The sequence below is a fragment of the Streptomyces sp. NPDC088254 genome (assembly GCF_044740925.1).
Classification (GTDB): domain Bacteria; phylum Actinomycetota; class Actinomycetes; order Streptomycetales; family Streptomycetaceae; genus Streptomyces.
In genome coordinates this window covers 525609-548325 of sequence record NZ_JBIURQ010000004.1, presented here as the reverse complement: position 1 = coordinate 548325, position 22717 = coordinate 525609, and the positions used below count along the sequence as shown (strand labels likewise).

Here is a 22717-nt window from a genome sequence, read left to right as displayed (position 1 = left end):
AAACGCCCGGTTACATTCCGAACCCGGAAGCTAAGCCTCACAGCGCCGATGGTACTGCAGGGGGGACCCTGTGGGAGAGTAGGACGCCGCCGAACAATCATTGGGAAAACCCCCGCACCTCACGGTGCGGGGGTTTTTCGTTTTACGGCCCTGTCGGGCCCGTAATACGGTGATCGGCATGAACTATGTGATCCGGTCCGTGCGTCCTGACGAATGGGCTCCCGCGAGGGAGCTGCGACTGCTGGCGTTGCAGGACCCGGTCGCGCACCTCGCCTTCCTGGAGACGTACGAGGAGGCGCTGGGGAAGCCGGAATCGCTCTGGAAGGAGCGGACGGCGGGGGTCGCCGAAGGTTCGGACACCGCTCAGCAGCTGGTGGCGATAGCCCCGAGCGGGGAATGGGTGGGCACGGCGACCGTGCTGGTGGAAGAGGCCGGGGTCGAGGATTGGGCGGGATTCCCGGTCGAGCGGCGTCAGGGGCATGTGGTCGGCGTGTTCGTACGACCCGACGTGCGGGGGATCGGACTGACCGAGGTGCTGTTCGACGCCGTGCTCGAGTGGGCCTGGGCACGCGGGGTGGAGCGGGTACGGCTCCTCGTGCACGAGGAGAACGGACGGGCGCAGGCCTTCTACCGTCGGGTGGGGTTCCGGCCGACCGGGGTGGTCGTTTCCGTGCCGGCCCATCCGGACGCTCGCGAGCTGGAGTTCGTACTGGAGCCGCCGCGCGGTCGGGGCCCGTCCGAGGTGAGTTGACGGGCTGCCCGGTCATCGACGGGGTCAGACGGGCAGTTCCGTGTGGGGCCAGCGGGAGCGGGCCTGTTCGCGGGAGCGGAGCAGGGCCAGGGTGGGCAGGCCCGCGTCGGCGCCGGCCGCCAGGAGGTCCGGGAGTTGTGGGATCGGCGCCACGGCCGCCACGTCGTCCAGGACCAGCGTCAGTGGTGGGTCGAGGCGACCGGAGGATGACCGTTCGGCCATGCGCCGGCCGCGCTCGACCACGCTGGAGACGAGTGCCGTCAGGAGCGGCATGGCACCGGGATCGCTCCTCGGGTCCTCGATGGAATCGCCGAGCACATAAAGCGTTCCCCCTTCGTTCACGAAGGAATCCAAGGCGAGGGCATCACTTCGGTTGGGAGTGCATGCCTCGCGGATGTTCACCGTGGAGAGCGCGGAGAGGGCACGGGACGTCAGCTCGTGGGCGATGTCCCGGCGTTCGGGATGTGACGTGAGAGCGGCTTCGAGTTCGCCGGCCGAACCGGGGGCCGCCTTCGGGTTGGTGCGCAGGGCACGGACGGCCTCCTGGACGCCTGAGCCCTGCGACCAGCGGTGGACATGCCGGATGGTGCGGCCGTCGACGGCGGCGGCGTGCAGGTAGCTGCGGAGGAGCGTTTCCGCGGTGTCGGCGACGGCCTGGTCCAGACGGGCCGTGGGGCGTACAGGGGTGAGGAGGGCGGCGGCTCGCGCTGCCGCCGTCGCCTTGTCCGCGCAGCCGGCCGTCGGGGACCAGTGGAGGCGGGCCGGGGTGTCGCAGAGGTGGGCGGGGTCATAGAGGAGGACGGGGCCGAGTTTGGCGCGGGCGTCCTTCGTGCCCTGCCAGAGGGCCGGTGCGGAGGTGACGACGAGGAGGGGGCCTTCCGCGTCGCGGACGGCGCGGGCGGCCGTGGCGTGGCGGATCTCGCGCGAGCCGTAGAGGACAGGGCCTTCGGGTTTCGACGGCGTCGTGGCCAGCACCTCCGTGGGCTCGGGGAGCTGCTGCGGGACGGCCGCGGTGACGGCGACCGTCGTGGCGGAGGGCGGAGTCGGGTCGGCTGAAGGTACTTCGGCCTGCTCCCATGCAGTAGCCGCACTGGTAGCAGCAGTCCCCGTGGCCTGTGGCTCGTGCAGCTCCGGTGCGGGTGCGGTCGTCGCCGCCACCCGGTCCAGGGCCGCCGCCCTCTCCGCCTTCCTGCGTGCCCGGACCGCCCGCCACCGGGCCACCGTCCCCAGCACGAACACCGTGAGGACGAACACCAGCATGAGCTGGCCGATGAACAGCCCCCAGAAGAGGCCGTATCCGGAGAGTTCGGCGGGGTGGGTCTGCGGCCAGGCTCCGGCGATGTCGTGGGGCCGGCCGACGAGGTGGCGCATGGCCAGGGGCGTGCGGGTGAAGGTGACGCCGGCGGGCCAGGCGCCGTGCGCGAAGAGTGCGGCCAGGCCGGTGGCCGTCCAGACGAGCAGGGTCATGCCGAGCAGGAAGCCGAGTATGCCGACCAGGAGGCCGTCGGGGACGCCTCCTGTCTGCGCCGGCCGGCCGCCTCCCGGGCCCGCGTCCCGGTGCTGCCGCTGGTGACGGTGGTCGTCGGTCGGTCTCATGGCCCGGCGACCGCCTTACGCGACCGTCGACTCGGACGAGGACGAGCCGTCCAGGTCGGCCATGTGCTGTTCCATGAAGGCCGCCGCCCGTTCCTCGGCCTCCCGCTCGGCGGCGCGCAGCGCGTCGTCGGCGGCCAGGTCGACGGAGGACTCCGTCATCGCGCGGTCGGTGAAGACCACGGGCCGTTCGGTCTCGGTGACCAGGTGCTTGACCACCTGGACGTTGCCGTTGACGTCCCAGACGGCGATGCCGGGCGTGAGGGTGGGGATGATCTCCACGGCCCAGCGCGGCAGTCCCAGGACGCGGCCGGTCGCGCGGGCCTCGTCGGCTTTCTGGGCGTAGATCGTCCGTGTGGACGCCATCTTGAGGATCGCGGCGGCCTCCTTCGCCGCGGCTCCGTCGACCACGTCGGACAGGTGGTGGACGACGGCGACGAAGGACAGACCGAGCCGGCGGCCGAACTTCAGCAGGCGCTGGAACAGCTGGGCGACGAAGGGGCTGTTGATGATGTGCCAGGCCTCTTCGACCAGGAAGATGCGCTTCTTCCGGTCGGGGCGGATCCAGGTGTGTTCCAGCCACACGCCGACGATCGCCATCAGGATCGGCATGGCGATGGAGTTGCGGTCGATGTGGGAGAGGTCGAAGACGATGAGGGGGGCGTCGAGGTCGATGCCGACGGTGGTCGGGCCGTCGAACATGCCGCGCAGGTCGCCGTCGACCAGGCGGTCCAGGACGAGCGCCACGTCCAGGCCCCAGGCCCGTACGTCGTCTATGGCGACGTTCATCGCCTCAGCGGACTCCGGTTCGGGGTGGCGGAGCTGTTCGACGATGTCGGTGAGGACCGGCTGGCGGTCGACGATCGTCTGGTTGACGTAGGCGTGGGCGACCTTGAGGGCGAAGCCGGAGCGTTCGTCCAAGCCGTGGCCCATCGCCACCTCGATGATGGTGCGCAGCAGCGCGAGCTGGCCCGTCGTGGTGATCGAGGGGTCCAGCGGGTTGAGGCGGATGCCGTGGTCCAGGGCGGCCATCGGGTCCAGGCGGATGGGGGTTATTCCCAGCGCCTGCGCGATGAGGTTCCATTCGCCGACGCCGTCCTCGCCCTGGGCGTCCAGGACGACGACCTGGCGGTCGCGGAAGCGCAGCTGGCGCAGGACGTACGTCTTCTCCAGCGCCGACTTGCCGTTGCCGGACTCGCCGAGGACCAGCCAGTGCGGTGCCGGGAGCTGCTGGCCGTACAGCTGGAAGGGGTCGTAGATGTAGCCCTTGCCGGAGTAGACCTCGCGGCCGATGATCACGCCCGAGTCGCCGAGGCCGGGGGCGGCGGTCGGGAGGTAGACGGCCTGGGCCTGGCCGGTGGAGGTGCGGACCGGCAGACGGGTCGTCTCGACCTTGCCGAAGAGGAAGGACGTGAAGGCGTCGGTGAGGACGGACAGCGGGTCCCGCATGTGAAGCCCCTACCTTCGGATGCCGGTGGCGAACGGGAGCGTGTTCACGAACGCGCGGTGGTGTTCGCGGTCGCACCACTCCAGCTTCAGGTACGACTTGCCCGCCGACGCCCTGATGGTGCGCTTGTCGCGGGCGAGGGCCTCGGGGTTGCGTGAGGAGACGGTGATGTAACCGACGAGGTTGACGCCGGCGGCGCCGGAGGCGAGGTCCTCGCCGCGCTGGTCGAGGCGGGAGTGGGCGGCCACGTCGCGGGGGTCGACGGTGCGGTTCATCTTGGCGGCGCGGCTCGCCTCGGCCTCGTCGTTGGTCTTCTCGGTCAGCATGCGTTCGATGGCGACCTCGGTGGGTTCGAGGTCCATCGTGACGGCGACGGTGCGGATGACGTCCGGGGTGTGGACGAGGAGCGGGGCGAGGAAGTTGACGCCGACGGGCGTCATCGGCCACTCCTTGATCCAGGCGGTGGCGTGGCACCAGGGGGCGCGGGTGCTGGACTCGCGGGTCTTGGCCTGGAGGTAGGTGGGCTCCATGGCGTCGAGCTCGGCCGGCCAGGCGTTGCGCCGGGTCATCGCCTGGATGTGGTCGATGGGGTGGTCCGGGTCGTACATGGAGTGGACGAGCGAGGCGAGGCGGCCCTGGCCGAGGGGCTGGCGCACGCGGATGTCCGCCTCCTGGAGGCGGGAGCAGATGTCGGTGAGCTCGCGGGCCATGACGACGGCGAGGCCGGCGTCGCGGTCCAGTTTGCGGCCGTTCTGCGGGCGGGAGGCGCGGGCCATGGCGTGGGCCTCGGCGGCCAGTTCGCGCGTGTAGTGCATGCAGGCGACGAGGTAGGCGCGGTGCTGCTCGCTGCTGGTGGACACCATGGACTGGAGCTGGTCGTACGAGGTCTGCAGCCACGGCAGGGACTTGTCGTCGCCGCGCTGGGCGACGTCCTTGGCGTGGGCGTCGGGGTCGGCGGGGAGGGTGCGGGCGAGCATCTGGATGCGGGTGACGAAGCCGTCGCCGTTGGCCACGTGCTTGAGCAGGGTGCCGAAGCGGTCGACGAGGGCTTCCTGGTCCTCGCTGTCGCGCAGGCCGACGCCGGGGCCCTCGATCTCGATGGCGGCGGTGACGGTACGGCGGTCGGCGTGCAGGAGGACGGCGATCTCGTCGGGGCCGAAGGGGGCGGCGAGCCAGGTGATGCGGCCGATGCCGGGGGGCGGGCCGATCTCGATCTCCTGGCCGTCGAGGCGGGTGCCGGCCTCCATGGCGGCCGAGCGGTAGACGGTGCCCTTGCGCAGGGTGCGCTTGTAGCTGCGGTTGATCTCGAACCACTTGTAGAACGTGCGGTGCTTGTACGGCACGTAGACCACGGCGAGGGCGAGCATCGGGAAGCCGGCGAGCAGCACGATCCGCAGGGCGAGGAGGGGGACGAGGAGTCCGCACATCATGCCGAGGAACGCGCCGACGACGATGAGCGCGATCTCGCCGCTCTCGCGGTTGCGTCCGACGATCGCGTTCGGCCGGGCGCGGCCGATCAGATATGTACGGCGGGGCGCGATCGCGTGGGACACATGGCCCACGTGGGAATCAGCCGTCAACGCCCTTCACCTCCCGTGCGGTTGTTGCGGGTGTTGCCGGCGTGCGGGGTGTTGACCGGGCTGCTGGAGCGGGGTGCGGGTGCGGCGGAGGGGGCGGATCCGCCGCCTCCGCTCGAGGGGCGTGTGCTGTGTGCGGCGACGCCGCCGGCGGCCTGGTTGGCCTGGCGGGGGCTGCTGGAGCCGGAGGCCGCCGAGCCGCCGCCGTTGCTGTCGGCGCGGGTGCTGTGCGTCTTGATGCCCTGGGCGACGAGGGTCGCCGGGGAGCTGATGACGGCGGCGGCCTTGCCTTCGGCGCCCTGCATGATGCGGTTGTTGCGGGAGCCGGCGATCTCGTCGCCGAAGCCGGGGACGAAGCGGTAGATCATGGCGCTGGCGAAGATGGCCAGCAGGATGATCGACAGTCCGGAGACGACGGCGCCGAAGGCGTCCGGGCCGTCGTCGGCGGAGAGGGCGCCGGCGAGGCCGAGCACGATCACGATCACCGGTTTGACCAGGATGACGGCGATCATGATGCCGGCCCAGCGGCGGACGTGGCCCCACAGGTTCTTGTCGACTAGGCCCGCGTAGACGACGGTGCCGAGGAGGGCGCCGACGTAGAGCAGGGCGGCCCTGATGACGAGCTCCAGCCAGAGCACTCCGGCGGCGAGGACGGAGACCAGGGAGACGACGATCAGCATGATCGGGCCGCCGCCGATGTTCTCGCCCTTCTCCAGGGCGGCGGAGAACGTGCCGAAGAACGTGTCGGTCTGGTTGCCGGTGGTCTTGGCGAGGACGTCGGTGAGGCCGTCCGTCGCGGAGACGACGGTGTAGAGGATCAGGGGGGTGAAGGCGGAGGCCAGGACGGTGAGCCAGAGGAAGCCGACGGCCTCGCCGATGGCGGTGGTCAGCGGCACGCCGCGCACCGCGCGCTTGGAGACGGCGAGCAGCCACAGCAGGAGCGTCAGGACGGTGGAGGCGGCGAAGACGACGGCGTACTGCTGGAGGAACTTGGGGTTGGTGAAGTCGACGTTCGCAGTGTCCTTGACGGCCTCGCTGAGCTTGTCGACGGTCCACGCGGCGGCGTCGGCGCAGCCCCTCGCCAGGGAGGAGAGGGGGTCGAGGGTGTCGGAGACGCCGGGGTTGGTGGTGGTTCCGGTCCTTCGGTTGCCGCGCTCGCAGTACTTCTGGGCTTCGCCCGAGATGATGCTGCAGTCGAAGCTGGTGGAGGGGGACGGCGAGGGGCTGGGGCTCGGCGCGGCGAAGGCGCGGCCGGCCAGCAGCACGGCCGAGGTCTGGACGGCCGTGACCACTCCGGCGAGCCGGAGCACGCGGTGCGGCTTACCGGGCATACGTGAACCCTCCGTACTCCTCGATGGCCTTGCTGATCTCGTCGGAGGCGGCGGCCTTGTCGTCGCCGGGGACCGGGGCGGGGCCGTCCGTCTGATCGTCGGTGACGATCTTCCAGTCTCCGCCGGACCACCGGAGGTCGAAGGTCCAGGTCTTCCACGACGAGGTGACGGGGTCGGTGGACTTCTCCCCTGACATGCCGATCAGGCCCAGGTACCAGACCGAGACCTTGGCCGTGGCGTCGGTATAGGCCCGGACGGTGGCGCCCACGGGGACGACGCGGGAGACGAACGTGTTGCCCTGCGGTGCGTTGCCGTCGGCGTCGAGGCCCAGCTTGGCGAGGAAGTCGGCCGAGTAGGCCTGGTCCATGGGCGCCTTGAGCTTGGTGGCGGCGTCGGCGGTGTAGACGGTGGTGAGGATGGTGTGCCGGCTGTCCTTCTGGAACATGTCGGTCGAGCCGAGCGTCACGGCGTAGTTGGCGGCCGCCGACTGGGCGCCCTGCTCGCTCCGGGCGAATCCCGAGGGAATGCCGGAGGCCTTCGTCCCCACCGGCTTCGTGCCTGTCGCCGCCGTCGTCGACGACTTCGGCTTGTCGGTGTCGCCGGCTGCGGTGGAGGAAGGGGAGTCATCGCCTCCGCGGTTCGCGAAGGCGATCGCGGCGATGAGGAGGACGACGACGCCGACGACCGTCACCAGGCTGCGCGAGCTGGAGCGGGCGGGGCGTTGGGCGCCGCCGTAGGGGTCGGACTCGGGCAGGCGCATCCGCGTGCGCGTGGGCTCACCGTAGTCGTGTTCGTCGCCGGGACTCATGCCGTGTACGCCCCCTCGTTGCCGTACCTGCCGTACCGGAACGCCTCGAAGTACGACGGTAGCCGTGCTGGTTCCCGCGCGGGCGCGGTGTGGTGACTCGACATCAGGGAAACGCAACCTCAGCCGGTGGGCACGACGGGTGGGTGGGGTCCGGGTGCCGGGCGTGCCCGGACGGGACGGGGACGGGCGGGGCGGGCTACACGGCCATCCCGTACACGATCGTGAACAGTGTGCCGAGTGATCCGATGATGAAGACGCCCGTCAGCCCGGCGATGATGAGGCCCTTGCCCTGCTCGGCGCTGAAGGTGTCCCGCAGGGCGGTCGCGCCGATGCGTTGCTTGGCCGCGCCCCAGATGGCGATGCCGAGGCAGATGAGGATGGCGACCGCCATCACGACCTCGATCATCACCTTCGCCTCGTTGCCCAGGCTGCCGAAGGGCCCCCAGTCCGGCGCGATTCCGCCGATGATGGTGTTGATGTCTCCCTTGTCGGCCGCAAAGAGCATGTAAGTCACCGCCCCTGGTGGGTAGTTCCACGGGCCTCTGCGGGTGTGCAGAGGTCAGCCATCATTCTCGCCGACAAAGCCGCCGTCGCATGTCGACTTGGCGTCAATCGTGAGCGGGATTCGTACGAATAGCTCGTACGGTTACTCTGTGTATCACGGCAGGTCACGCCGGGCAATGAGGTCGTCGCGGAACCTGAGGTGTGGTTCCGTCGTTGACCCACTTCTCAGCCCTGACGCCGGGTCTGACGGCTGGTCGGGTGAGCTTCCGCGTCGATGTTCTCATGCGCGGGAGGGACCGCGGGGGCGGGCGACGGCCGGTCAGATCCCGGTCCGGCGGCGGTGGTAGTGGACGGTGACCGCGCCCAGCAGGGGTCCCCAGGCGACGAGGGGGAGGTAGCAGGCGTTCAGGATCCACTGGCCCCACGGGGTGACGTCCATGTGCGCGTGGAGGGTGGTCCACACGAGGAGGACGCCGTACACCGTGCAGGCGAGGGCGCCGAGTGCGGCGGGGACGACGGCGGCGAGGACGGGGACGGGCCGGCCGCCGAGGTACGGGATCCAGCGGGGCCACACCTCGCCCCACGGCCGGATCAGCCCGTACGTCAGCCAGGCGAGGCCCTCCTGGGCCAGGGACAGCAGGGGGAGGAGCAGCAGGCCCCAGCCGGGGATGAGCATGGCGTCGTACTCGGACTGGCGCAGCCCCAGCGGTACTCCGAGGACGACGGCGATGCGCCATAAGGAGGACGGGAGGTTGACCCACAGGACCGCTGCGGCCGCCCGCCGGGTCCAGGCGGGGACGTCGGGGCGGGGGCGGACGGGCAGGGCGGGCGCGGGGACGGCGTGTGTCACGGGGGCTCCTGGTGGACTGGGCCGGACTGCGGACGCCGTACATGCTGACGGTCGCGGCCCGCCGCCCACGTCGCCCCTGAGGTCCGGCCCCGTACGTCTTGAGAGCCGGCTCGGGGCGGTCCCGGTACCCCTGTGGGGTTACGGGGTCTCACCCTCGTACGGGACGACAGGCGGGGGACAGTCTCCTCTGACCTGGCTCTCACTTTCGGGGGTAACAGTGACCCCGATGAAGCGCACTCGTACCGGTCGTCGCCCGTACGCCCTGCTCTGCGTCCTCGTGCTGCTGGCAGACACCTCGGCCTCCGAGGCGGTCGCCGGGGACGGACCGGGGCCCCTCGGTGCGACCGTCGCCGCGCGGGCGACGGCGCGCACCGTGCGGGTGGGTGCGCTGTTCGACCGGCCGGGCGGCGACCTCGCCGGCGGGCACTTCTGCACCGCGTCCGTCGTCCGCAGCCCCCACCGCGACCTGGTCGTGACGGCGGCGCACTGCCTGGCCGGGCGGGGGGCTCTGTACTTCGCGCCCGGATATCGCGACGGGAAGGCCCCCTACGGGATGTGGAAGGTGGAGCGGGTGTTCCTGCCCGCCGGGTGGAGGGAGGGGCAGGACGAGGACAGCGACGTGGCGTTCGCGGTGCTCGCGGGGCAGGGGGGCGGTCAGGAGGTCGAGGACGTCGTCGGCGGCAACGGGTTCGTCACCGGTTCGGTGACCGGCGCCGGCGTCGTGACCGTCACCGGGTATCCCGACGTCGCCGAGGCCCCGTCGACGTGTTCCAACCGCCCTGTGGCCCGCAGCGCGACCCAGCAGCGCATCGACTGCCCCGACTTCACGGGCGGGACGAGCGGGAGCCCCTGGGTGAACGGTTCGGGGGACGTCGTCGGCGTCCTCGGCGGACACGAGCAGGGGGGCGCCACGGCCGACGTGTCGTACAGCGTGGTGCTGGGCGGCGGGGCAGGCGCGTTGTACCGGGAGGCGGCGGCCGATCCCTGACGGACGGCGGGTGCGGCGGGTGCGGCTGGGGCGGCGGGGGCGGGGTGGCGGCGGTATCGCGTCAATGGCGGCCCCGCGGGCTGCGAGGGCCCCGGTTGCGCCGGTTTCCCGGGGGGAAGCTCATAGACTGTCGCGGGCGTAATCCGGCTGGGCGAGGGGCGGTTGACGGTGCGTAAGGCATGGATCGTGGCAAGTGCCGCCGCCGCGGTGGGGCTCAGCTTCGTGATGCTGCTCGTCGTCGGTGTGTACATGGTCGCCGGGAACATCGTCAACGGTGTGGGCGGCGGAAGGGTCGGGCTGGCCAAGGGCGCGGTGCCGGCTGCCTATGCGGCGCTCGTTCAGAAGTACGGCAACCTCTGTCCCGCGATCAACCCGGCTCTGCTGGCGGCGCAGTTGTACCAGGAGAGCGGATTCAACCCGAACGCCAAGAGTCCGGCGAAGGCGCAGGGGATAGCGCAATTCATCCCCGGCACCTGGGCCACGCACGGCGTCGACGGCGACGGCGACGGCGACCGCGACGTCTGGGACCCGAATGACGCGATTCCATCGGCCGCGAAGTACGACTGCACGCTCGCCGCGTACGTGAAGAAGGTGCCCGGCGACCCCACGCACAACATGCTCGCGTCCTACAACGCGGGCGCGTACGCGGTCATCAAGTACGGGGGCGTGCCGCCGTACCAGGAGACCCGGAACTACGTGAAGACGATCACGACGCTGGCGAAGAGCTTCGCCGCTCCCGTCACCCGCGTCGATCCCTCCAAGCAGGCCGCCGGGGCCATCTACTTCGCCCAGAAGAAGCTCGGCACGCCCTATCTGTGGGGCGGGAACGGCACGCCTGATCAGGGCGGACGGTTCGACTGCTCGGGGCTGACCAAGGCGGCCTACGAGAGCGTGGGGATCACGCTCCCCCGGGTGGCCAACGACCAGTACAACGCCGGTCCGCACCCCTCGCGGGACGAACTGCTGCCGGGAGACCTGGTGTTCTTCTCCACGGACAAGACCAACTCCCGGGCCATCGACCACGTGGGGATCTACGTCGGCGGCGGCTACATGATCGACGCGCCGTTCACGGGCGCGGTGATCCGGTTCGACCCCATCGACACCCGCAAGTACTTCGGTGCCACCCGGGTGACCGAAGATGGCGCGAAAGCGCTCCCCACGACCGTCTGAAGGGTCCGGTAACGCACCGTCTGAGCTGCGAGGACCATCTCCCTTCGATAACGTCTGAGTGATCATTCGGTGGAGAGTGGAACGTATCGACGGGGGACGTGCGTTCCTGTTGACGTAGCCCAGCGATGCTTGTGACCGGCGTACCTGTCCCGTACTGGCGGAAGCGGATCTACGAACCACGGGGGTGGGCACGAACGGCGTGCGTGAGGCGCGCCGGGCAACATCACGACGAAGGGCCGCAGCACCATGGCTGGACTCGCCGCATCCGGGTCGAACCCCGACGTCGACCTGCTCTACGACATCAACGGCCTCGCCAAGGACGCGCCCCACTGGCTGGACCGGATCGTGGAGTTCGTCGGCGAGTACGGACTGCTGCTCGCGATGATGCTGCTGATCGTGGGCTGCTGGTGGACCGTGCGCCGCAGACCGGTCGGCGTGGAGGAGGCCTCGGTGTCCGTGGCCGCGCTGGTGTGGGCGCCGCTCGCCGCCGCGGTCGCGGTGCTGGTGAACGTGCCCATACGCGGGTTCGTCGAGCGGCCCCGGCCGTTCCTCGACCACGAGGGGCTGGAGGTGCTGGTCTCCGGCAAGACCGACTACTCGTTCGTCAGCGATCACGCGACGATCACCATGGCGATGGGCGTCGCGCTGTTCGTCGCCAACCGGCGGTTCGGGATCGCCGGACTCGTGCTGGGTCTCGTCGAGGGCTTCTGCCGGGTGTACATGGGCGTGCACTACCCGACCGACGTGATCGGCGGGTTCGCGCTCGGCACCGCCGTGGCGCTGCTGCTGTCGCCGCTCGCCTCGATGCTGCTGACGCCCCTGCTGTGCGCGGTGGACCGTTCGCCCCGGCTCGGCTGGGTCGTGCGGAGCCGCTCGGCGCGGGAGGCCGCGGACGGGCGGGACGCCGTGGTGCCGGGGGCCCGGATGGAGGCCACCAGCCGGGAACGGGACCTGGCCGCCTAGGCCGTCCAACGGTATCGAAGCGAACTGCCGAAGGGGCGGGGCCGGTCGCACGACCGGCCCCGCCCCTTTCATCTGTCCGCGGTCACAGGCCCTGCGGGTAGGAGAAGACGCCCTTGGGGTCGTACTGCTTCTTCAGCTGCGTCAGCCGGGGCAGCGCGGCGCCGTAGTACGCCTTGCGCCAGTCGGCGAGGGCGGGGTCGGCGTAGTTCTGGTAGGCGGCGCCCGAGGCGTACGGGGTCATGGCGTGGTGCGCCGAGGTCAGCCAGGCCTGGGCGGCGGCGTCGCTGGTGCCGGCCCGCCAGGACGCGAGGTACTGGGCCAGCATGCGGGAGCGGCGGTGGACGAAGGCGGTGGCCGTGGGGGAGACGCGGTTGACCGCGCCGCCCAGCGCGGTCAGCGCGATGCTGCCGGAGCCGCCGCGGACGGCGGTCAACTGCCTGAGCAGCGTCTGGATGCCCGCCGCCGACAGCGAGCGGTCGAAGAAGGCCGAGCGGGCCGCGTACGTCTCCCGGGCCAGCTTGCCCTGCGGGGAGCGGCCGGGCGTCGCGCCGGGCAGGTGGCACTGGGCGTCGGCGGTGAACGAGGAGCAGCCGGCGTAGATCTCCATGGCCTGCTCGTAGCCGCGGCGGTGCAGGGACACGCCGGTGGCGGAGGCGCCCACGCGCGAGGCCAGGCGGTCCACGGCGTTCTTGAGTTCGCCGTAGGTGCCGATGGAGAAGGCGGAGACGGAGATCCTCGGGCTGCCGCCGGGGGTGTTGGCGAGGTGGAGGGAGGACCAGATCTCGTCGGGCTGGGACGGGCCCCACTCCTGCCAGGCCTTGAGCACCGCCGCCGCCTTCGACCAGGGCCAGGTGAGGTGGCAGGTGACGGCCTGTGGCGCGGCGTGGGTTTTGAAGTGCAGTTCGGTGACCACGCCGAAGTTGCTGTTGCCCGCGCCGCGCAGGGCCCAGAACAGGTCCTTGTTGGTCGTGGCGTCGGCGGTGAGCTCCTTGCCGTCCGCCGTCACCAGCGTCGCCCGGGTGAGGCTGTCGCAGGTCAGGCCGTAGGCGCGGGAGACCACGCCGTGGCCGCCGCCGAGGACCAGGCCGGAGACGCCGACCGTCGGGCAGGAGCCCGCCGGGATCGTCACGCCCTTGGCGGCCAGCGCCCGGTAGACGTCGATCAGCTTCGCGCCGGCGCCGACGACGGCCGAGCCGCCGCTCGCCCGGACCTGGTTCAGCCGGGACACGTCGAGGATCAGCCGGCCGTCGCCGGAGGACCAACCGCCGTAGGAGTGGCCGCCGTTGCGGATGGCGATCCTGACGCCGTGCGCGCGGGCGTAGCCGAGGGCGGTACGGATGTCGGCGGCGTGGGCGACGTAGGCGACCGCGGCCGGCTTGAGCGTGTCGAAGCGGGTGTTGTACAGCTGGCGGGCCGCGGTCCAGGAGGCGTCGCCGGGGCGGATCAGGGTCCCGTCGAGGTCGCGGGCGAGGGCCGCCCAGTTCGCGGCTGCCGCCGCGCTCGCCGTCCGCATCGGGGCGCCGGCGGCCCGGCTGCCGTCGGCCGGGCTCCCCGCGATGCCGGTGCCGCCGCCCGACCGGCGGGCGTCCGCCGCGGCCGCCGCGAACGCGGCCGTGCCGCCCGCGATGAACATACGTCGCTGCATGTCGTCGTCCCCCCTGCGCGTCCACCCGCGCGCGTACCGTGCCTTCGGCGCGCGGCACGCGCCGTCAAGGAGCGAGACGGCGGCGCGGAGTCAGGGGTTCCACCGGGGGAGCTTCCGGGCGCCGTGCGCGGTCAGCCGTGGGCGTGGTGGTCCGCGTCGGAGCGGGCCGTGCTGCGGGACCTGCGGGCCGGGCCGCGCCAGCCGCAGGTGCAGCGGGCCAGACAGAAGCGGCCTTCCTCGACGGTGGTGGTGCGGTGTTCCCCGCCGGGCGCTTCTTCCGGGCCGGGATGCGGCGTTGAGCCGTTCTGCTGGGTCACGAAAAGAACGCTACCCACCTTCGGTCGTTGAACCGGACGACATGGGCCCGTGACGGACGTACCGGCTGGGGGTAGACAGGCGATGGCGGAGCGGCAGCAGCGGCGGTGGGGATCGGCGGTCGTCGCGGGGCTCATGGCCGGGGTCTGCGCGGCCGGGCTCTGCGCCGGCGCGGCCGGGTGCTCCGCCGACGGGGGCGACGGCGAGGACGACCGCGCGGCGGACCGTGCGGCCCTGATGAGCGCCGATCCGGTGCGCGCGCTGCGGCGGGCCGCCGACGCGCTGGTGGCGGCGGGCAGTTCGAAGGCCCGCACGTCGATGGAGATGGCCACCGGCGGCACCCGGGTGACCATCCGGGGCGAGGGCGTCTACGACTACCGCCGGCGGCTCGGCCGGTTGGAGGTCGTGCTGCCGCAGGGCCCCGCCGGCTCCAGCGGACGCCGGCCCATCACGGAACTCCTCACGCCGGGCGCGCTGTTCATGAAGAACCGGGGCGCGGGTGTGCCCGCCGACAAGTGGGTGCGGGTGGACACGGCCACGCTGTCCGACGGGAACCTGGTGACCGGCGGCGCCACCGACCCGTACGCCGCCGCCGAGGTGCTGCGGGGGGCGCGCGACGCGACGTACGTCGGCAGGACCCGGCTCGCCGGGGTCGAGGTGCGGCACTACCGGGGGACCGCCGACCTCGCGGCGGCCGCCGCGGTCGCCTCCGGGGGCGGGCGGAAGGCGCTGGGCGCGGCGGCGAAGGGGTTCGCGACGGCCCGGGTGCCGTTCGACGTCTACCTCGACGAACAGGGGCGGATCCGCAAGGTCAGGCACCGCTTCGGGTTTGTCAACGGCAGTCAGGCAGAGGCGCGGGGGGCCTCCGGCGCGGTCGTGGCGGTCGCCTCGACGACGTGGCTGTACGACTTCGGGATCCCCGTCGACGTACGGCTCCCGGCGGCCGGGGACATCTACGCGGGGCGGATCGCCGAGGAATGAGGCATGGGAAGCCGGGGAGTGAGGCGACAAGAACTAGCCCGTCCGTGCCATGCGCGGGGCGTGCGCCCCTCCCTACGCTAGGGCGTGTCGCGAAATACTCGCCTGCCCCGCGCTCCGGGCGGACGACGCCGCTTTCGTGACGCATCCTAGGGAGCCGGTGACGGCAGAGACGAGGTGATGCGCGTGGCTCCGGTCGGCGGTACGGCGGTTCAGGACCACGAGGCCCTCGCCGAGATCGAACTGTGCGGCGAGCTGATCATCGCGGCCTCGGAGGCCGGGGAGCGGCTCAGCATGGAGAGCATCGACGAGGTGCTGCGCGTCGGCGAGGAGCGGAACGCCACAGGGTGAGCCCGCTCACGGGGAGGCGTTCACCACAGCTCAGGTCCGCAGCAGGCGGGCGATGGCCTTCGTGGCCTCCTCGACCTTCGCGTCGATCTCGTCGCCGCCCCTGAGGGCCGCGTCCGCGACGCAGTGCCTCAGGTGCTCCTCCAAGAGCTGGAGGGCGAAGGACTGTAGGGCCTTGGTGGAGGCGGAGACCTGCGTGAGTATGTCGATGCAGTAGGTGTCCTCGTCGACCATCCGCTGCAGGCCCCTGATCTGGCCCTCGATGCGGCGCAGGCGCTTGAGGTGCTCGTCCTTCTGCTTGTGGTACCCGTGCACGGCCGGGGCCGCCCCGGGCGCGGCGGTCGGCGCCTCGGCGCCGGTCCCGACGGCGGTCGTCGCGTCCGTCGCGTCCGTCGCGTGCGTGGCGTCCATCGCGTCCTCCATGCAGATACCCCTCCTGGGTATATGGTACCGAACTTCGGCGGGTAGGAGCGCCTGTGGCCGTCGCACAGGACGGCCGGTGGACCGGACCGCTCGGCAGCCCCGCTGCCGGTCTCCCCGCATGATGGGTGACACTGGGGGACGGCCCATTAGTCGTGGCCGGATGATGCGCCTAGCATCAGCCTGACCGAAACCGATGCATCCTGAGGACCCCACGTGCGCTTTCGTCTGACCCCCAGGGAGACGAGCTTCTACGACATGTTCGCCGCGTCCGCGGACAACATCGTCACGGGCTCGAAGCTCCTGATGGAACTGCTCGGGGCGGACACCGCCGGCCGGGCCGAGATCGCAGAGCGGATGCGGGCCGCGGAACACGCCGGTGACGACGCCACCCACGCGATCTTCCACCAGCTCAACTCCTCGTTCATCACGCCGTTCGACCGCGAGGACATCTACTCCCTCGCCTCGTCGCTCGACGACATCATGGACTTCATGGAGGAGGCCGTCGACCTGGTCGTCCTCTACAACGTCGAGGAACTGCCCAAGGGCGTCGAGCAGCAGATCGAGGTGCTGGCGCGGGCGGCGGAGCTGACCGCCGAGGCCATGCCGAACCTGCGCACCATGGCGAACCTCACCGAGTACTGGATCGAGGTCAACCGGCTGGAGAACCAGGCCGACCAGATCCACCGCAAGCTGCTGGCGCACCTCTTCAACGGCAAGTTCGACGCCATGGAGGTCCTGAAGCTCAAGCAGATCGTGGACGTGCTGGAAGAGGCGGCGGACGCGTTCGAGCACGTGGCGAACACGGTGGAGACCATCGCCGTCAAGGAGTCCTGAACCTTTCATGGACACCTTCGCGCTGGTCGCGACCATCGGCGTCGCGCTCTTCTTCACGTACACCAACGGCTTCCACGACTCGGCGAACGCCATCGCCACGTCGGTCTCCACCCGCGCCCTGACCCCGCGTGCGGCGCTCGCCATGGCCGCCGTGATGAACCTCGCAGGCGCCTTCCTGGGCTCCGGCGTCGCCAAGACCGTCAGTGAGGGGCTCATCGAGACCCCTCAGGGCTCGAAGGGGATGGGCATCCTCTTCGCGGCGCTGGTCGGCGCGATCACGTGGAACCTCGTCACCTGGTACTTCGGGCTGCCGTCGTCGTCGTCGCACGCGCTGTTCGGCGGCATGGTGGGCGCCGCGCTCGCGGGCGGGACGACGGTGTACTGGGACGGGGTGCTGGAGAAGGTCGTCATCCCCATGTTCCTGTCGCCGGTCGTGGGCCTGATCGTCGGCTACCTGGTGATGACGGCGATCCTGTGGATCTTCCGGAAGGCCAACCCCCACAAGGCCAAGCGGGGCTTCCGCATAGCGCAGACCGTGTCTGCGGCCGGCATGGCGCTCGGACACGGTCTCCAGGACGCCCAGAAGACGATGGGCATCGTGGTGATGGCGCTGGTCATCGCCGATGTGGAGAGCTACGGCGACCCGATCCCGGTCTGGGTCAAGATCGTGTGCGCGGTGATGCTGTCGCTGGGCACCTACGCGGGCGGCTGGCGCATCATGCGCACGCTCGGCCGGAAGATCATCGAGCTGGACCCGCCGCAGGGCTTCGCCGCCGAGACCACCGGCGCGTCGATCATGTTCACCACGGCGTTCCTGTTCAAGGCGCCGATCTCGACGACCCATGTCATCACCTCGGCGATCATGGGCGTGGGCGCGACCAAGAGGGTCAACGCCGTGCGCTGGGGCGTCGCCAAGAACATCGTCCTCGGCTGGTTCATCACGATGCCCGCTGCGGCGGCCGTCGCGGCGATGGCGTTCTGGCTCGTGAACCTGGCGTTCCTCTAGGAACTCGGAACACACGCGCAGACACGCGGACACGGACAAGGCCCGCCCCCCCGGAAGCCAGGGGGGCGGGCCTTCGGCCTCACGGTGGCACCGCCATGCAGCACCGCGAGGGGCTCGGTCCGGCCGGCTCAGCCGAAGCGGCCGGAGATGTAGTCCTCGGTGGCCTGGACCGACGGGTTGGAGAAGATGCGCTCCGTCTCGTCGAGCTCGATCAGCCGGCCGGGCTGGCCGACCGCGGCCAGGTTGAAGAAGGCCGTGCGGTCGGAGACGCGGGCCGCCTGCTGCATGTTGTGCGTCACGATGACGATCGTGAACCGCTCCTTCAGCTCGCTGATCAGGTCCTCGATGGCGAGCGTCGAGATGGGGTCCAGGGCGGAGCAGGGCTCGTCCATCAGCAGGACGTTCGGCTCGACCGCGATCGCGCGGGCGATGCACAGCCGCTGCTGCTGACCGCCGGACAGGCCCGAGCCGGGCTTGTTCAGGCGGTCCTTCACCTCGTTCCACAGGTTCGCGCCCTTGAGGGACTTCTCCACGATGTCCGGCAGCTCGGACTTCTTGTGCTCGCCGTTCAGGCGCAGGCCCGCCGCCACGTTGTCGAAGATGGACATCGTGGGGAAGGGGTTCGGGCGCTGGAAGACCATGCCGACCTCCCGCCGCACCGACACCGGGTCCACGCCCGCGCCGTACAGGTCCTCGTCGTCCAGGAGGACCTTCCCCTCGACGCGTCCGCCGGACGTCACCTCGTGCATGCGGTTGAGCGTGCGCAGGAACGTCGACTTGCCGCAACCGGAGGGGCCGATGAAGGCCGTCACCGAGCGCGGCTCGACCGTCATCGAGATGTCCTCGATCGCCTTGTGGGAGCCGTAGTACGCGGTCAGTCCGCTGACGTCGATTCGCTTGGCCATGGCTACTGCTTCACTTCCAGTCTCGGTCGCTGCGGCCGCGTCGGCGACCGGTTACTCGGCTGATGCCGCACAGGGTCATCGGGGGGCCTTCCAACGGGCGAGGCCGCGGGCCACCAGGTTCAGGATCATCACGAAGGCGATCAGCGTGAGCGACGCCGCCCAGGCACGGTCGTACGCCGCCTGGGAGCCCGCGCTCTGCGAGTACTGCTGGTAGATGTACAGCGGCAGCGACGCCTGCGCGCCCTCGAAGGGGTTGGCGTTGATGAACGGGTTGCCGAAGACCAGGAGCAGCACGGGCGCCGTCTCGCCCGCGATACGGGCCACCGACAGCATGACGCCGGTGATGATGCCGCCGATGGAGGTCGGGACGACCACCTTCAGGATGGTGCGCCACTTCGGGACGCCGAGGGCGAGGGAGGCCTCGCGCAGCTCGTTCGGGACGAGCTTGAGCATCTCCTCGGTGGAGCGGACCACCACCGGCATCATCAGGATGGCCAGGGCGAGCGAGCCGGCGAAGCCGAAGGGCTGCATGTCGAACATCAGCATCAGGCTGAGGATGAACAGGCCGGCGACGATCGACGGGATGCCCGTCATGACGTCCACGAAGAAGGTGACGGCCCGGGCGAGGCTGCCGCGCCCGTACTCCACCAGGTAGATCGCGGTGAGCACGCCGATCGGGGCACCGATCAGGGTGGCGAGGCCGACCTGCTCCAGGCTGCCGAGGATGGCGTGGTAGATGCCGCCGCCCGGCTCGGAGTCGGCGACGACGCCCATGGAGTGGGTCAGGAAGTAGACGTCCAGGACCTTCAGGCCGCGCTGCACGGTCGCCCAGATCAGGGACGCGAGCGGCACCACGGCGAGGAGGAAGGCGACCCAGACGAGCGCGGTCGCGATGCGGTCCTTCGCCTGGCGGCGGCCCTCCACGCGCGCGGCGACGCCGTACGTGCCGAGCAGGAAGAGCAGGCCGGCGATCAGGCCCCACTGGATGCGGCTGTGCAGTCCGGCGGCGAGGCCGATGCCCACGGCCAGGGCGACGGAACCGGCGGCGACGGCCGGCGAGGTCCACTTGGGCAGGGTGGCGCCGCGCAGGCTGCCGGGACGCTTGTCGAGAACGGCGTTGCTCATGCGTTGGCCCCCGAGTACTCCTTGCGGCGGGCGATGATCGCGCGGGCCGCGCCGTTGACCAGCAGGGTGATGACGAACAGGACCAGGCCCGACGCGATGAGCGCGTCACGGCCGAACTCGGTCGCCTCGTTGAACTTGCTGGCGATGTTCTGGGCGAAGGTGCCGCCGCCGGGGTTGAGCAGGCTGGCGTGGATGTCGAAGTCCGGGGAGAGCACGGTGGCGACGGCCATCGTCTCGCCGAGGGCGCGGCCGAGGCCGAGCATGGAGGCGGAGATCACTCCGGAGCGGCCGAAGGGCAGCACCGCCATGCGGACCACCTCCCAGCGGGTGGCGCCGAGGGCCAGGGCGGCTTCCTGGTGCATCTGCGGCACCTGGCGGAAGACCTCGCGGCTGACGTTGGTGATGATCGGCAGGATCATGATGGCGAGCAGGATGCCGACGGTGAGCATGGAGCGCGGGGCGCCCTGGTCCCAGGAGAAGATCCCGGTCCAGCCCAGGTAGTCGTCGAGCCAGCCGAACAGGCCGTCCAGGTGCGGTACGAGGATCAGCGCGCCCCACAGGCCGTAGACGATGGACGGCACGGCGGCGAGCAGGTCGACCACGTAGGCGATCGGGCCGCTGAGCCGGCGCGGGGCGTAGTGGGTGATGAACAGCGCGATGGCGACCGCGACGGGCACCGCGAGGACCATCGCGACGACCGACGAGACCACGGTGCCGAAGGCGAGCACGGCGATGCCGAACTTCGGCGGGATCAGGTTGGTGTTCCACTCGAACGCGGTGAGGAAGTTCGCCTCGTCCTTGCTGATGGCGAGGGAGGCGCGGTAGGTCAGGAAGACCGCGATCGCCGCCATGATCGCCAGCAGCAGGATGCCCGACCCGCGGGTGAGGGTGAGGAAGATCCGGTCGCCGGGCCGGGTGGCGCCGCGGGCGGCGCGCTTCAGCTCGGCCGTGCCGGGGGCGCCCGGCGTGTGCGGCGCGATCGGGTCGCCCGGTCCGCCCCGTGAGGACGGTGGGGGCGGCGGCTCGGCTGGGTTCTGTGACTTCTTCGTCGATATGTCCATGGGGTTCTCCGGTCTGCGGAGCCGCTCGGGGTGGGCGGCTCGGGCGGGGCCGGGAGTGTGGACGGCCCCTGGCGGCGGTGCACCGGACGGTGCGGTCCGGACCGGGTCGCCCCGGCGCCGGACCGCACCACGGATCAGCTCAGGCCCTCGACGGTGGAGCGGACCTTGGTGATGACGGCTTCGGGGATGGGCGCGTAGTCGATGCCCGAGAGGATGCCCTGACCCTGCTCGCTGGCGATGTAGCGCAGGAACGCCTTCGTGGCGGGCAGAGTCGCGGCCTTGTTGCCCTTGTCGCAGACGATCTCGTACGTGACCAGCGTGATCGGGTAGGCGCCCTCGGACTTGGTCGCGTAGTTGATCTTCAGCGCGAGGTCGCTGCCGGTGCCGACGACCTTGGCGTCGGCGATGGCCTTGGTGGCGCCGTCGGAGGAGGCCTTGACCGGGGCCGCGGCGCCGGTGTTGATGGCGACCGTGCCCAGACCGTCCTTGGCGTACGACAGCTCCATGTAGCCGATCGCGCCGTTGGTCTGCTTCACGCCCTGGGCGACGCCGGAGGAGCCGGACGCGGATTGGCCGCCCTTGGCCTGCCAGGCCTTGCCGCCCTCGTACGGCCAGTCGCTCTTGGCGGTGGCGATCAGGTACTTGGTGAAGTTGTCCGTGGTGCCGGACTCGTCCGAGCGGTGGTACGGCTGGATCTTCAGGTCGGGCAGGCTGGCGCTGGGGTTGAGCTTCTTGATCGCCGGGTCGTTCCAGTTGGTGATCTTGCCGTTGAAGATCTTGGCGATCGTCGGGGCGTCCAGGACGAGGTCCTCGACGCCGGAGAGGTTGTACGCCACGGCGATCGGGCCGCCGACCATCGGCAGGTCGATGCCCTGGCCGCCGGAGCAGACCTGCTTGGAGGCGGTGACGTTCTCGGGCTTCAGCGCGGAGTCGGAGCCGGCGAAGGCGACCTGGCCCTGCGTGAACGCGGTGACGCCGGCACCGGAGCCGGAGCCCTTGTAGTTGACCTGGACCCCCTTGCAGGCCTGCGTGAAGTTCTTGACCCAGGCGTCGATCGCGTTCTTCTGCGCGGACGAGCCGTCGGCGAGCAGCTGACCCTTGGCGTCGTCGCACTTGACATCGCTCGCCGCCGCCGCGGGGGAGCTGCCACCGTTCGTGCCGGAGCCGGTGTCGTCGGAGCCGCACGCCGTGAGGGCCAGGGCGCCGGAGACGGCGAGAGCACCGAGGGAGAGGGCCCGCCGGTTCATGCGCTGAAGCTTCACTTGAGGGAGATCCTTCCAGGAGCCGCCGTCCTGAATTCGGCGGCGTGCGAAAGTTCGGTGGTCCGTCGGCGTCCGTGAGGGCGCGCGCCGCACCGGGTAAGGCCGAAATTAGGCAGAACAGGTGAAGGCGCCGATGGGCGTGAATGAACGGGGGGTGAACCCCTGTGGTCGGCCTGGTTAGGCGCGGCCGAGGTGACGGAACGCTCACGTCCAGGACACGGGGCGGACACGGGGTGGGCGGGATACGGCTGGGGCCCGGGGGGAGTCCCGGTGCGGCGTGATCTTCCGGGCCGCGCTATGCGAGGTGCAGGGCGGTCAGCAGGGCGTCCACGAGGGTGCGGTCCCTCGGCTGGGTGAGGCGGTCGCGGGCCGCCGCCGGGGGCAGCCACAGGATGCGGTCGACCTCGTCGTTGCTGGTGAAACAGCCGCCCGTCGCCTCGGCCGCCCAGTAGTGGACCTCCTTGGGACGGCCCTGCGCGAGATAGCGCACGGTGGGCAGCCGGGCTCCCGGCAGCGCCGTGTAACCGGTCTCCTCACCCACCTCGCGCACGGCGCCCGACAGGGGGCCCTCGTCGCGTTTCAGCTTGCCCTTCGGGTGCGACCAGTCGTCGTACTTCGGTCGGTGAACCAGACATATCTCCAGCTCACCGCCGATCGGCGAACGGCGCCACAGGACACAGCCCGCGGCCTGGACGGAGGGTCGGGGAACGGGCACGGTCGCCGCCTCCTGACGGGGTGGGAGGTCGTGAGCCGGTCGGTCGTGCGGTCCGCGGGGCGGGAGGTCGCGGGGCGGGAGGTCGTGGGGTGGGAGGTCGTGGGGTGGGAGGTCGTGG

Annotated in this window: 23 protein-coding genes and 1 rRNA gene; 9 read left to right on the top strand and 15 right to left on the bottom strand. The window is 70.9% G+C overall.

The features are described from left to right. Positions 1-95: ribosomal RNA gene (gene rrf / locus ACIOC0_RS15510) — 5S ribosomal RNA — on the top strand; the annotation flags it as partial. A gap of 83 nt (positions 96-178) precedes the next feature. After that, on the top strand, positions 179-751 hold the full coding sequence (locus tag ACIOC0_RS15505; protein WP_402155497.1) for a GNAT family N-acetyltransferase: 573 nt from the start codon (positions 179-181) through the stop codon (positions 749-751). Positions 752-775: 24 nt separating this feature from the next. Here ACIOC0_RS15505 and ACIOC0_RS15500 read toward each other — a convergent pair whose 3' ends face one another. From ACIOC0_RS15500 to ACIOC0_RS15470, 7 genes are all read right to left on the bottom strand, one after another. Then, positions 776-2347 (bottom strand): type IV secretory system conjugative DNA transfer family protein, encoded by a 1572-nt coding sequence (locus ACIOC0_RS15500; protein WP_402155496.1) that lies wholly within the window; start codon positions 2345-2347, stop codon positions 776-778. 15 nt (positions 2348-2362) lie between these two features. Continuing rightward, positions 2363-3793, bottom strand: coding sequence for an ATP-binding protein (locus ACIOC0_RS15495; protein WP_402155495.1), 1431 nt, complete (start codon positions 3791-3793; stop codon positions 2363-2365). A gap of 9 nt (positions 3794-3802) precedes the next feature. Further along, positions 3803-5344, bottom strand: coding sequence for an SCO6880 family protein (locus ACIOC0_RS15490; RefSeq protein ID WP_402155524.1), 1542 nt, complete (start codon positions 5342-5344; stop codon positions 3803-3805). 23 nt (positions 5345-5367) lie between these two features. Then, positions 5368-6699, bottom strand: coding sequence for a hypothetical protein (locus ACIOC0_RS15485; protein WP_402155494.1), 1332 nt, complete (start codon positions 6697-6699; stop codon positions 5368-5370). Beyond that, positions 6689-7507, bottom strand: a complete 819-nt coding sequence (locus ACIOC0_RS15480; RefSeq protein WP_402155493.1) for a hypothetical protein — start codon at positions 7505-7507, stop codon at positions 6689-6691. The genes ACIOC0_RS15485 and ACIOC0_RS15480 overlap by 11 nt, the downstream gene beginning before the upstream one ends. A 196-nt stretch (positions 7508-7703) precedes the next feature. After that, entirely contained in the window at positions 7704-8012 is a 309-nt protein-coding gene (locus ACIOC0_RS15475; RefSeq protein WP_004000049.1) for a hypothetical protein, read from the bottom strand. A 318-nt stretch (positions 8013-8330) separates the two neighbouring features. Then, positions 8331-8861, bottom strand: a complete 531-nt coding sequence (locus tag ACIOC0_RS15470; RefSeq protein WP_402155492.1) for a hypothetical protein — start codon at positions 8859-8861, stop codon at positions 8331-8333. Positions 8862-9087: 226 nt separating this feature from the next. On the opposite strand from ACIOC0_RS15470, the gene ACIOC0_RS15465 reads away from it, so the two are divergent. The 3 genes from ACIOC0_RS15465 to ACIOC0_RS15455 all read left to right on the top strand — a co-directional run bounded on the left by ACIOC0_RS15465 (position 9088) and on the right by ACIOC0_RS15455 (position 11982). Then, positions 9088-9849 carry a trypsin-like serine peptidase gene (locus tag ACIOC0_RS15465; protein WP_402155491.1) on the top strand — a complete coding sequence of 254 codons (762 nt, stop codon included), beginning with the start codon at positions 9088-9090 and terminating at the stop codon, positions 9847-9849. Between the two features lie 162 nt (positions 9850-10011). Then, entirely contained in the window at positions 10012-11019 is a 1008-nt protein-coding gene (locus ACIOC0_RS15460) for an NlpC/P60 family protein (RefSeq protein ID WP_402155490.1), read from the top strand. A 246-nt stretch (positions 11020-11265) separates the two neighbouring features. Continuing rightward, positions 11266-11982, top strand: coding sequence for a phosphatase PAP2 family protein (locus tag ACIOC0_RS15455; RefSeq protein WP_402155489.1), 717 nt, complete (start codon positions 11266-11268; stop codon positions 11980-11982). Between the two features lie 82 nt (positions 11983-12064). Here ACIOC0_RS15455 and ACIOC0_RS15450 read toward each other — a convergent pair whose 3' ends face one another. Together ACIOC0_RS15450 and ACIOC0_RS15445 are read right to left on the bottom strand one after the other, a co-directional pair. Further along, positions 12065-13627, bottom strand: a complete 1563-nt coding sequence (locus ACIOC0_RS15450; protein ID WP_402155488.1) for an FAD-binding oxidoreductase — start codon at positions 13625-13627, stop codon at positions 12065-12067. A 131-nt stretch (positions 13628-13758) separates the two neighbouring features. Then, positions 13759-13944 (bottom strand): hypothetical protein, encoded by a 186-nt coding sequence (locus tag ACIOC0_RS15445; RefSeq protein WP_402155487.1) that lies wholly within the window; start codon positions 13942-13944, stop codon positions 13759-13761. A gap of 82 nt (positions 13945-14026) precedes the next feature. Between ACIOC0_RS15445 and ACIOC0_RS15440 the strand changes: the two genes are divergently transcribed. After that, positions 14027-14923, top strand: coding sequence for a hypothetical protein (locus ACIOC0_RS15440; protein WP_402155486.1), 897 nt, complete (start codon positions 14027-14029; stop codon positions 14921-14923). Between the two features lie 183 nt (positions 14924-15106). Further along, entirely contained in the window at positions 15107-15271 is a 165-nt protein-coding gene (locus ACIOC0_RS15435) for a hypothetical protein (RefSeq protein ID WP_165430427.1), read from the top strand. 30 nt (positions 15272-15301) lie between these two features. On the opposite strand, the gene ACIOC0_RS15430 is transcribed toward ACIOC0_RS15435, so the two are convergent. Then, positions 15302-15691: a metal-sensitive transcriptional regulator gene (locus ACIOC0_RS15430; RefSeq protein ID WP_402155485.1), complete on the bottom strand. Its 390-nt coding sequence runs from the start codon at positions 15689-15691 to the stop codon at positions 15302-15304. A gap of 213 nt (positions 15692-15904) precedes the next feature. On the opposite strand from ACIOC0_RS15430, the gene ACIOC0_RS15425 reads away from it, so the two are divergent. Together ACIOC0_RS15425 and ACIOC0_RS15420 are read left to right on the top strand one after the other, a co-directional pair. After that, complete coding sequence (locus ACIOC0_RS15425) at positions 15905-16525, top strand: DUF47 domain-containing protein (protein WP_402155484.1); 621 nt, start codon at positions 15905-15907, stop codon at positions 16523-16525. A 7-nt stretch (positions 16526-16532) separates the two neighbouring features. Next, on the top strand, positions 16533-17531 hold the full coding sequence (locus ACIOC0_RS15420) for an anion permease (protein WP_402155483.1): 999 nt from the start codon (positions 16533-16535) through the stop codon (positions 17529-17531). A gap of 128 nt (positions 17532-17659) precedes the next feature. Here the strand turns inward: ACIOC0_RS15420 and pstB are convergent, their stop codons facing one another. From pstB to ACIOC0_RS15395, 5 genes are all read right to left on the bottom strand, one after another. Next, positions 17660-18436 carry a phosphate ABC transporter ATP-binding protein PstB gene (pstB, locus tag ACIOC0_RS15415; RefSeq protein ID WP_130441772.1) on the bottom strand — a complete coding sequence of 259 codons (777 nt, stop codon included), beginning with the start codon at positions 18434-18436 and terminating at the stop codon, positions 17660-17662. 75 nt (positions 18437-18511) lie between these two features. Beyond that, positions 18512-19561, bottom strand: coding sequence for a phosphate ABC transporter permease PstA (gene pstA, locus ACIOC0_RS15410; protein ID WP_402155482.1), 1050 nt, complete (start codon positions 19559-19561; stop codon positions 18512-18514). Continuing rightward, a complete protein-coding gene (pstC, locus tag ACIOC0_RS15405) occupies positions 19558-20622 on the bottom strand; it encodes a phosphate ABC transporter permease subunit PstC (protein ID WP_402155481.1) in 1065 nt (354 codons plus the stop codon). Before pstC ends, pstA begins: the two co-directional genes overlap by 4 nt. A gap of 134 nt (positions 20623-20756) precedes the next feature. Then, positions 20757-21884 carry a phosphate ABC transporter substrate-binding protein PstS gene (pstS, locus tag ACIOC0_RS15400; RefSeq protein ID WP_402155480.1) on the bottom strand — a complete coding sequence of 376 codons (1128 nt, stop codon included), beginning with the start codon at positions 21882-21884 and terminating at the stop codon, positions 20757-20759. 295 nt (positions 21885-22179) lie between these two features. Next, positions 22180-22599 (bottom strand): NUDIX hydrolase, encoded by a 420-nt coding sequence (locus ACIOC0_RS15395; protein ID WP_402155479.1) that lies wholly within the window; start codon positions 22597-22599, stop codon positions 22180-22182. Between the last annotated feature and the right edge of the window lie 118 nt (positions 22600-22717).

Bases quoted from the DNA above. Each gene is read 5' to 3' on its own strand.
- ACIOC0_RS15505 (WP_402155497.1), top strand. From the start codon at position 179: ATGAACTATGTGATCCGGTCCGTGCGTCCTGACGAATGGGCTCCCGCG.
- ACIOC0_RS15500 (WP_402155496.1), bottom strand. From the start codon at position 2,347: ATGAGACCGACCGACGACCACCGTCACCAGCGGCAGCACCGGGACGCG.
- ACIOC0_RS15495 (WP_402155495.1), bottom strand. From the start codon at position 3,793: ATGCGGGACCCGCTGTCCGTCCTCACCGACGCCTTCACGTCCTTCCTC.
- ACIOC0_RS15485 (WP_402155494.1), bottom strand. From the start codon at position 6,699: ATGCCCGGTAAGCCGCACCGCGTGCTCCGGCTCGCCGGAGTGGTCACG.
- ACIOC0_RS15480 (WP_402155493.1), bottom strand. From the start codon at position 7,507: ATGAGTCCCGGCGACGAACACGACTACGGTGAGCCCACGCGCACGCGG.
- ACIOC0_RS15475 (WP_004000049.1), bottom strand. From the start codon at position 8,012: ATGCTCTTTGCGGCCGACAAGGGAGACATCAACACCATCATCGGCGGA.
- ACIOC0_RS15465 (WP_402155491.1), top strand. From the start codon at position 9,088: ATGAAGCGCACTCGTACCGGTCGTCGCCCGTACGCCCTGCTCTGCGTC.
- ACIOC0_RS15455 (WP_402155489.1), top strand. From the start codon at position 11,266: ATGGCTGGACTCGCCGCATCCGGGTCGAACCCCGACGTCGACCTGCTC.
- ACIOC0_RS15450 (WP_402155488.1), bottom strand. From the start codon at position 13,627: ATGCAGCGACGTATGTTCATCGCGGGCGGCACGGCCGCGTTCGCGGCG.
- ACIOC0_RS15440 (WP_402155486.1), top strand. From the start codon at position 14,027: ATGGCGGAGCGGCAGCAGCGGCGGTGGGGATCGGCGGTCGTCGCGGGG.
- ACIOC0_RS15430 (WP_402155485.1), bottom strand. From the start codon at position 15,691: ATGGAGGACGCGATGGACGCCACGCACGCGACGGACGCGACGGACGCG.
- ACIOC0_RS15420 (WP_402155483.1), top strand. From the start codon at position 16,533: ATGGACACCTTCGCGCTGGTCGCGACCATCGGCGTCGCGCTCTTCTTC.
- pstB (WP_130441772.1), bottom strand. From the start codon at position 18,436: ATGGCCAAGCGAATCGACGTCAGCGGACTGACCGCGTACTACGGCTCC.
- pstA (WP_402155482.1), bottom strand. From the start codon at position 19,561: ATGAGCAACGCCGTTCTCGACAAGCGTCCCGGCAGCCTGCGCGGCGCC.
- pstC (WP_402155481.1), bottom strand. From the start codon at position 20,622: ATGGACATATCGACGAAGAAGTCACAGAACCCAGCCGAGCCGCCGCCC.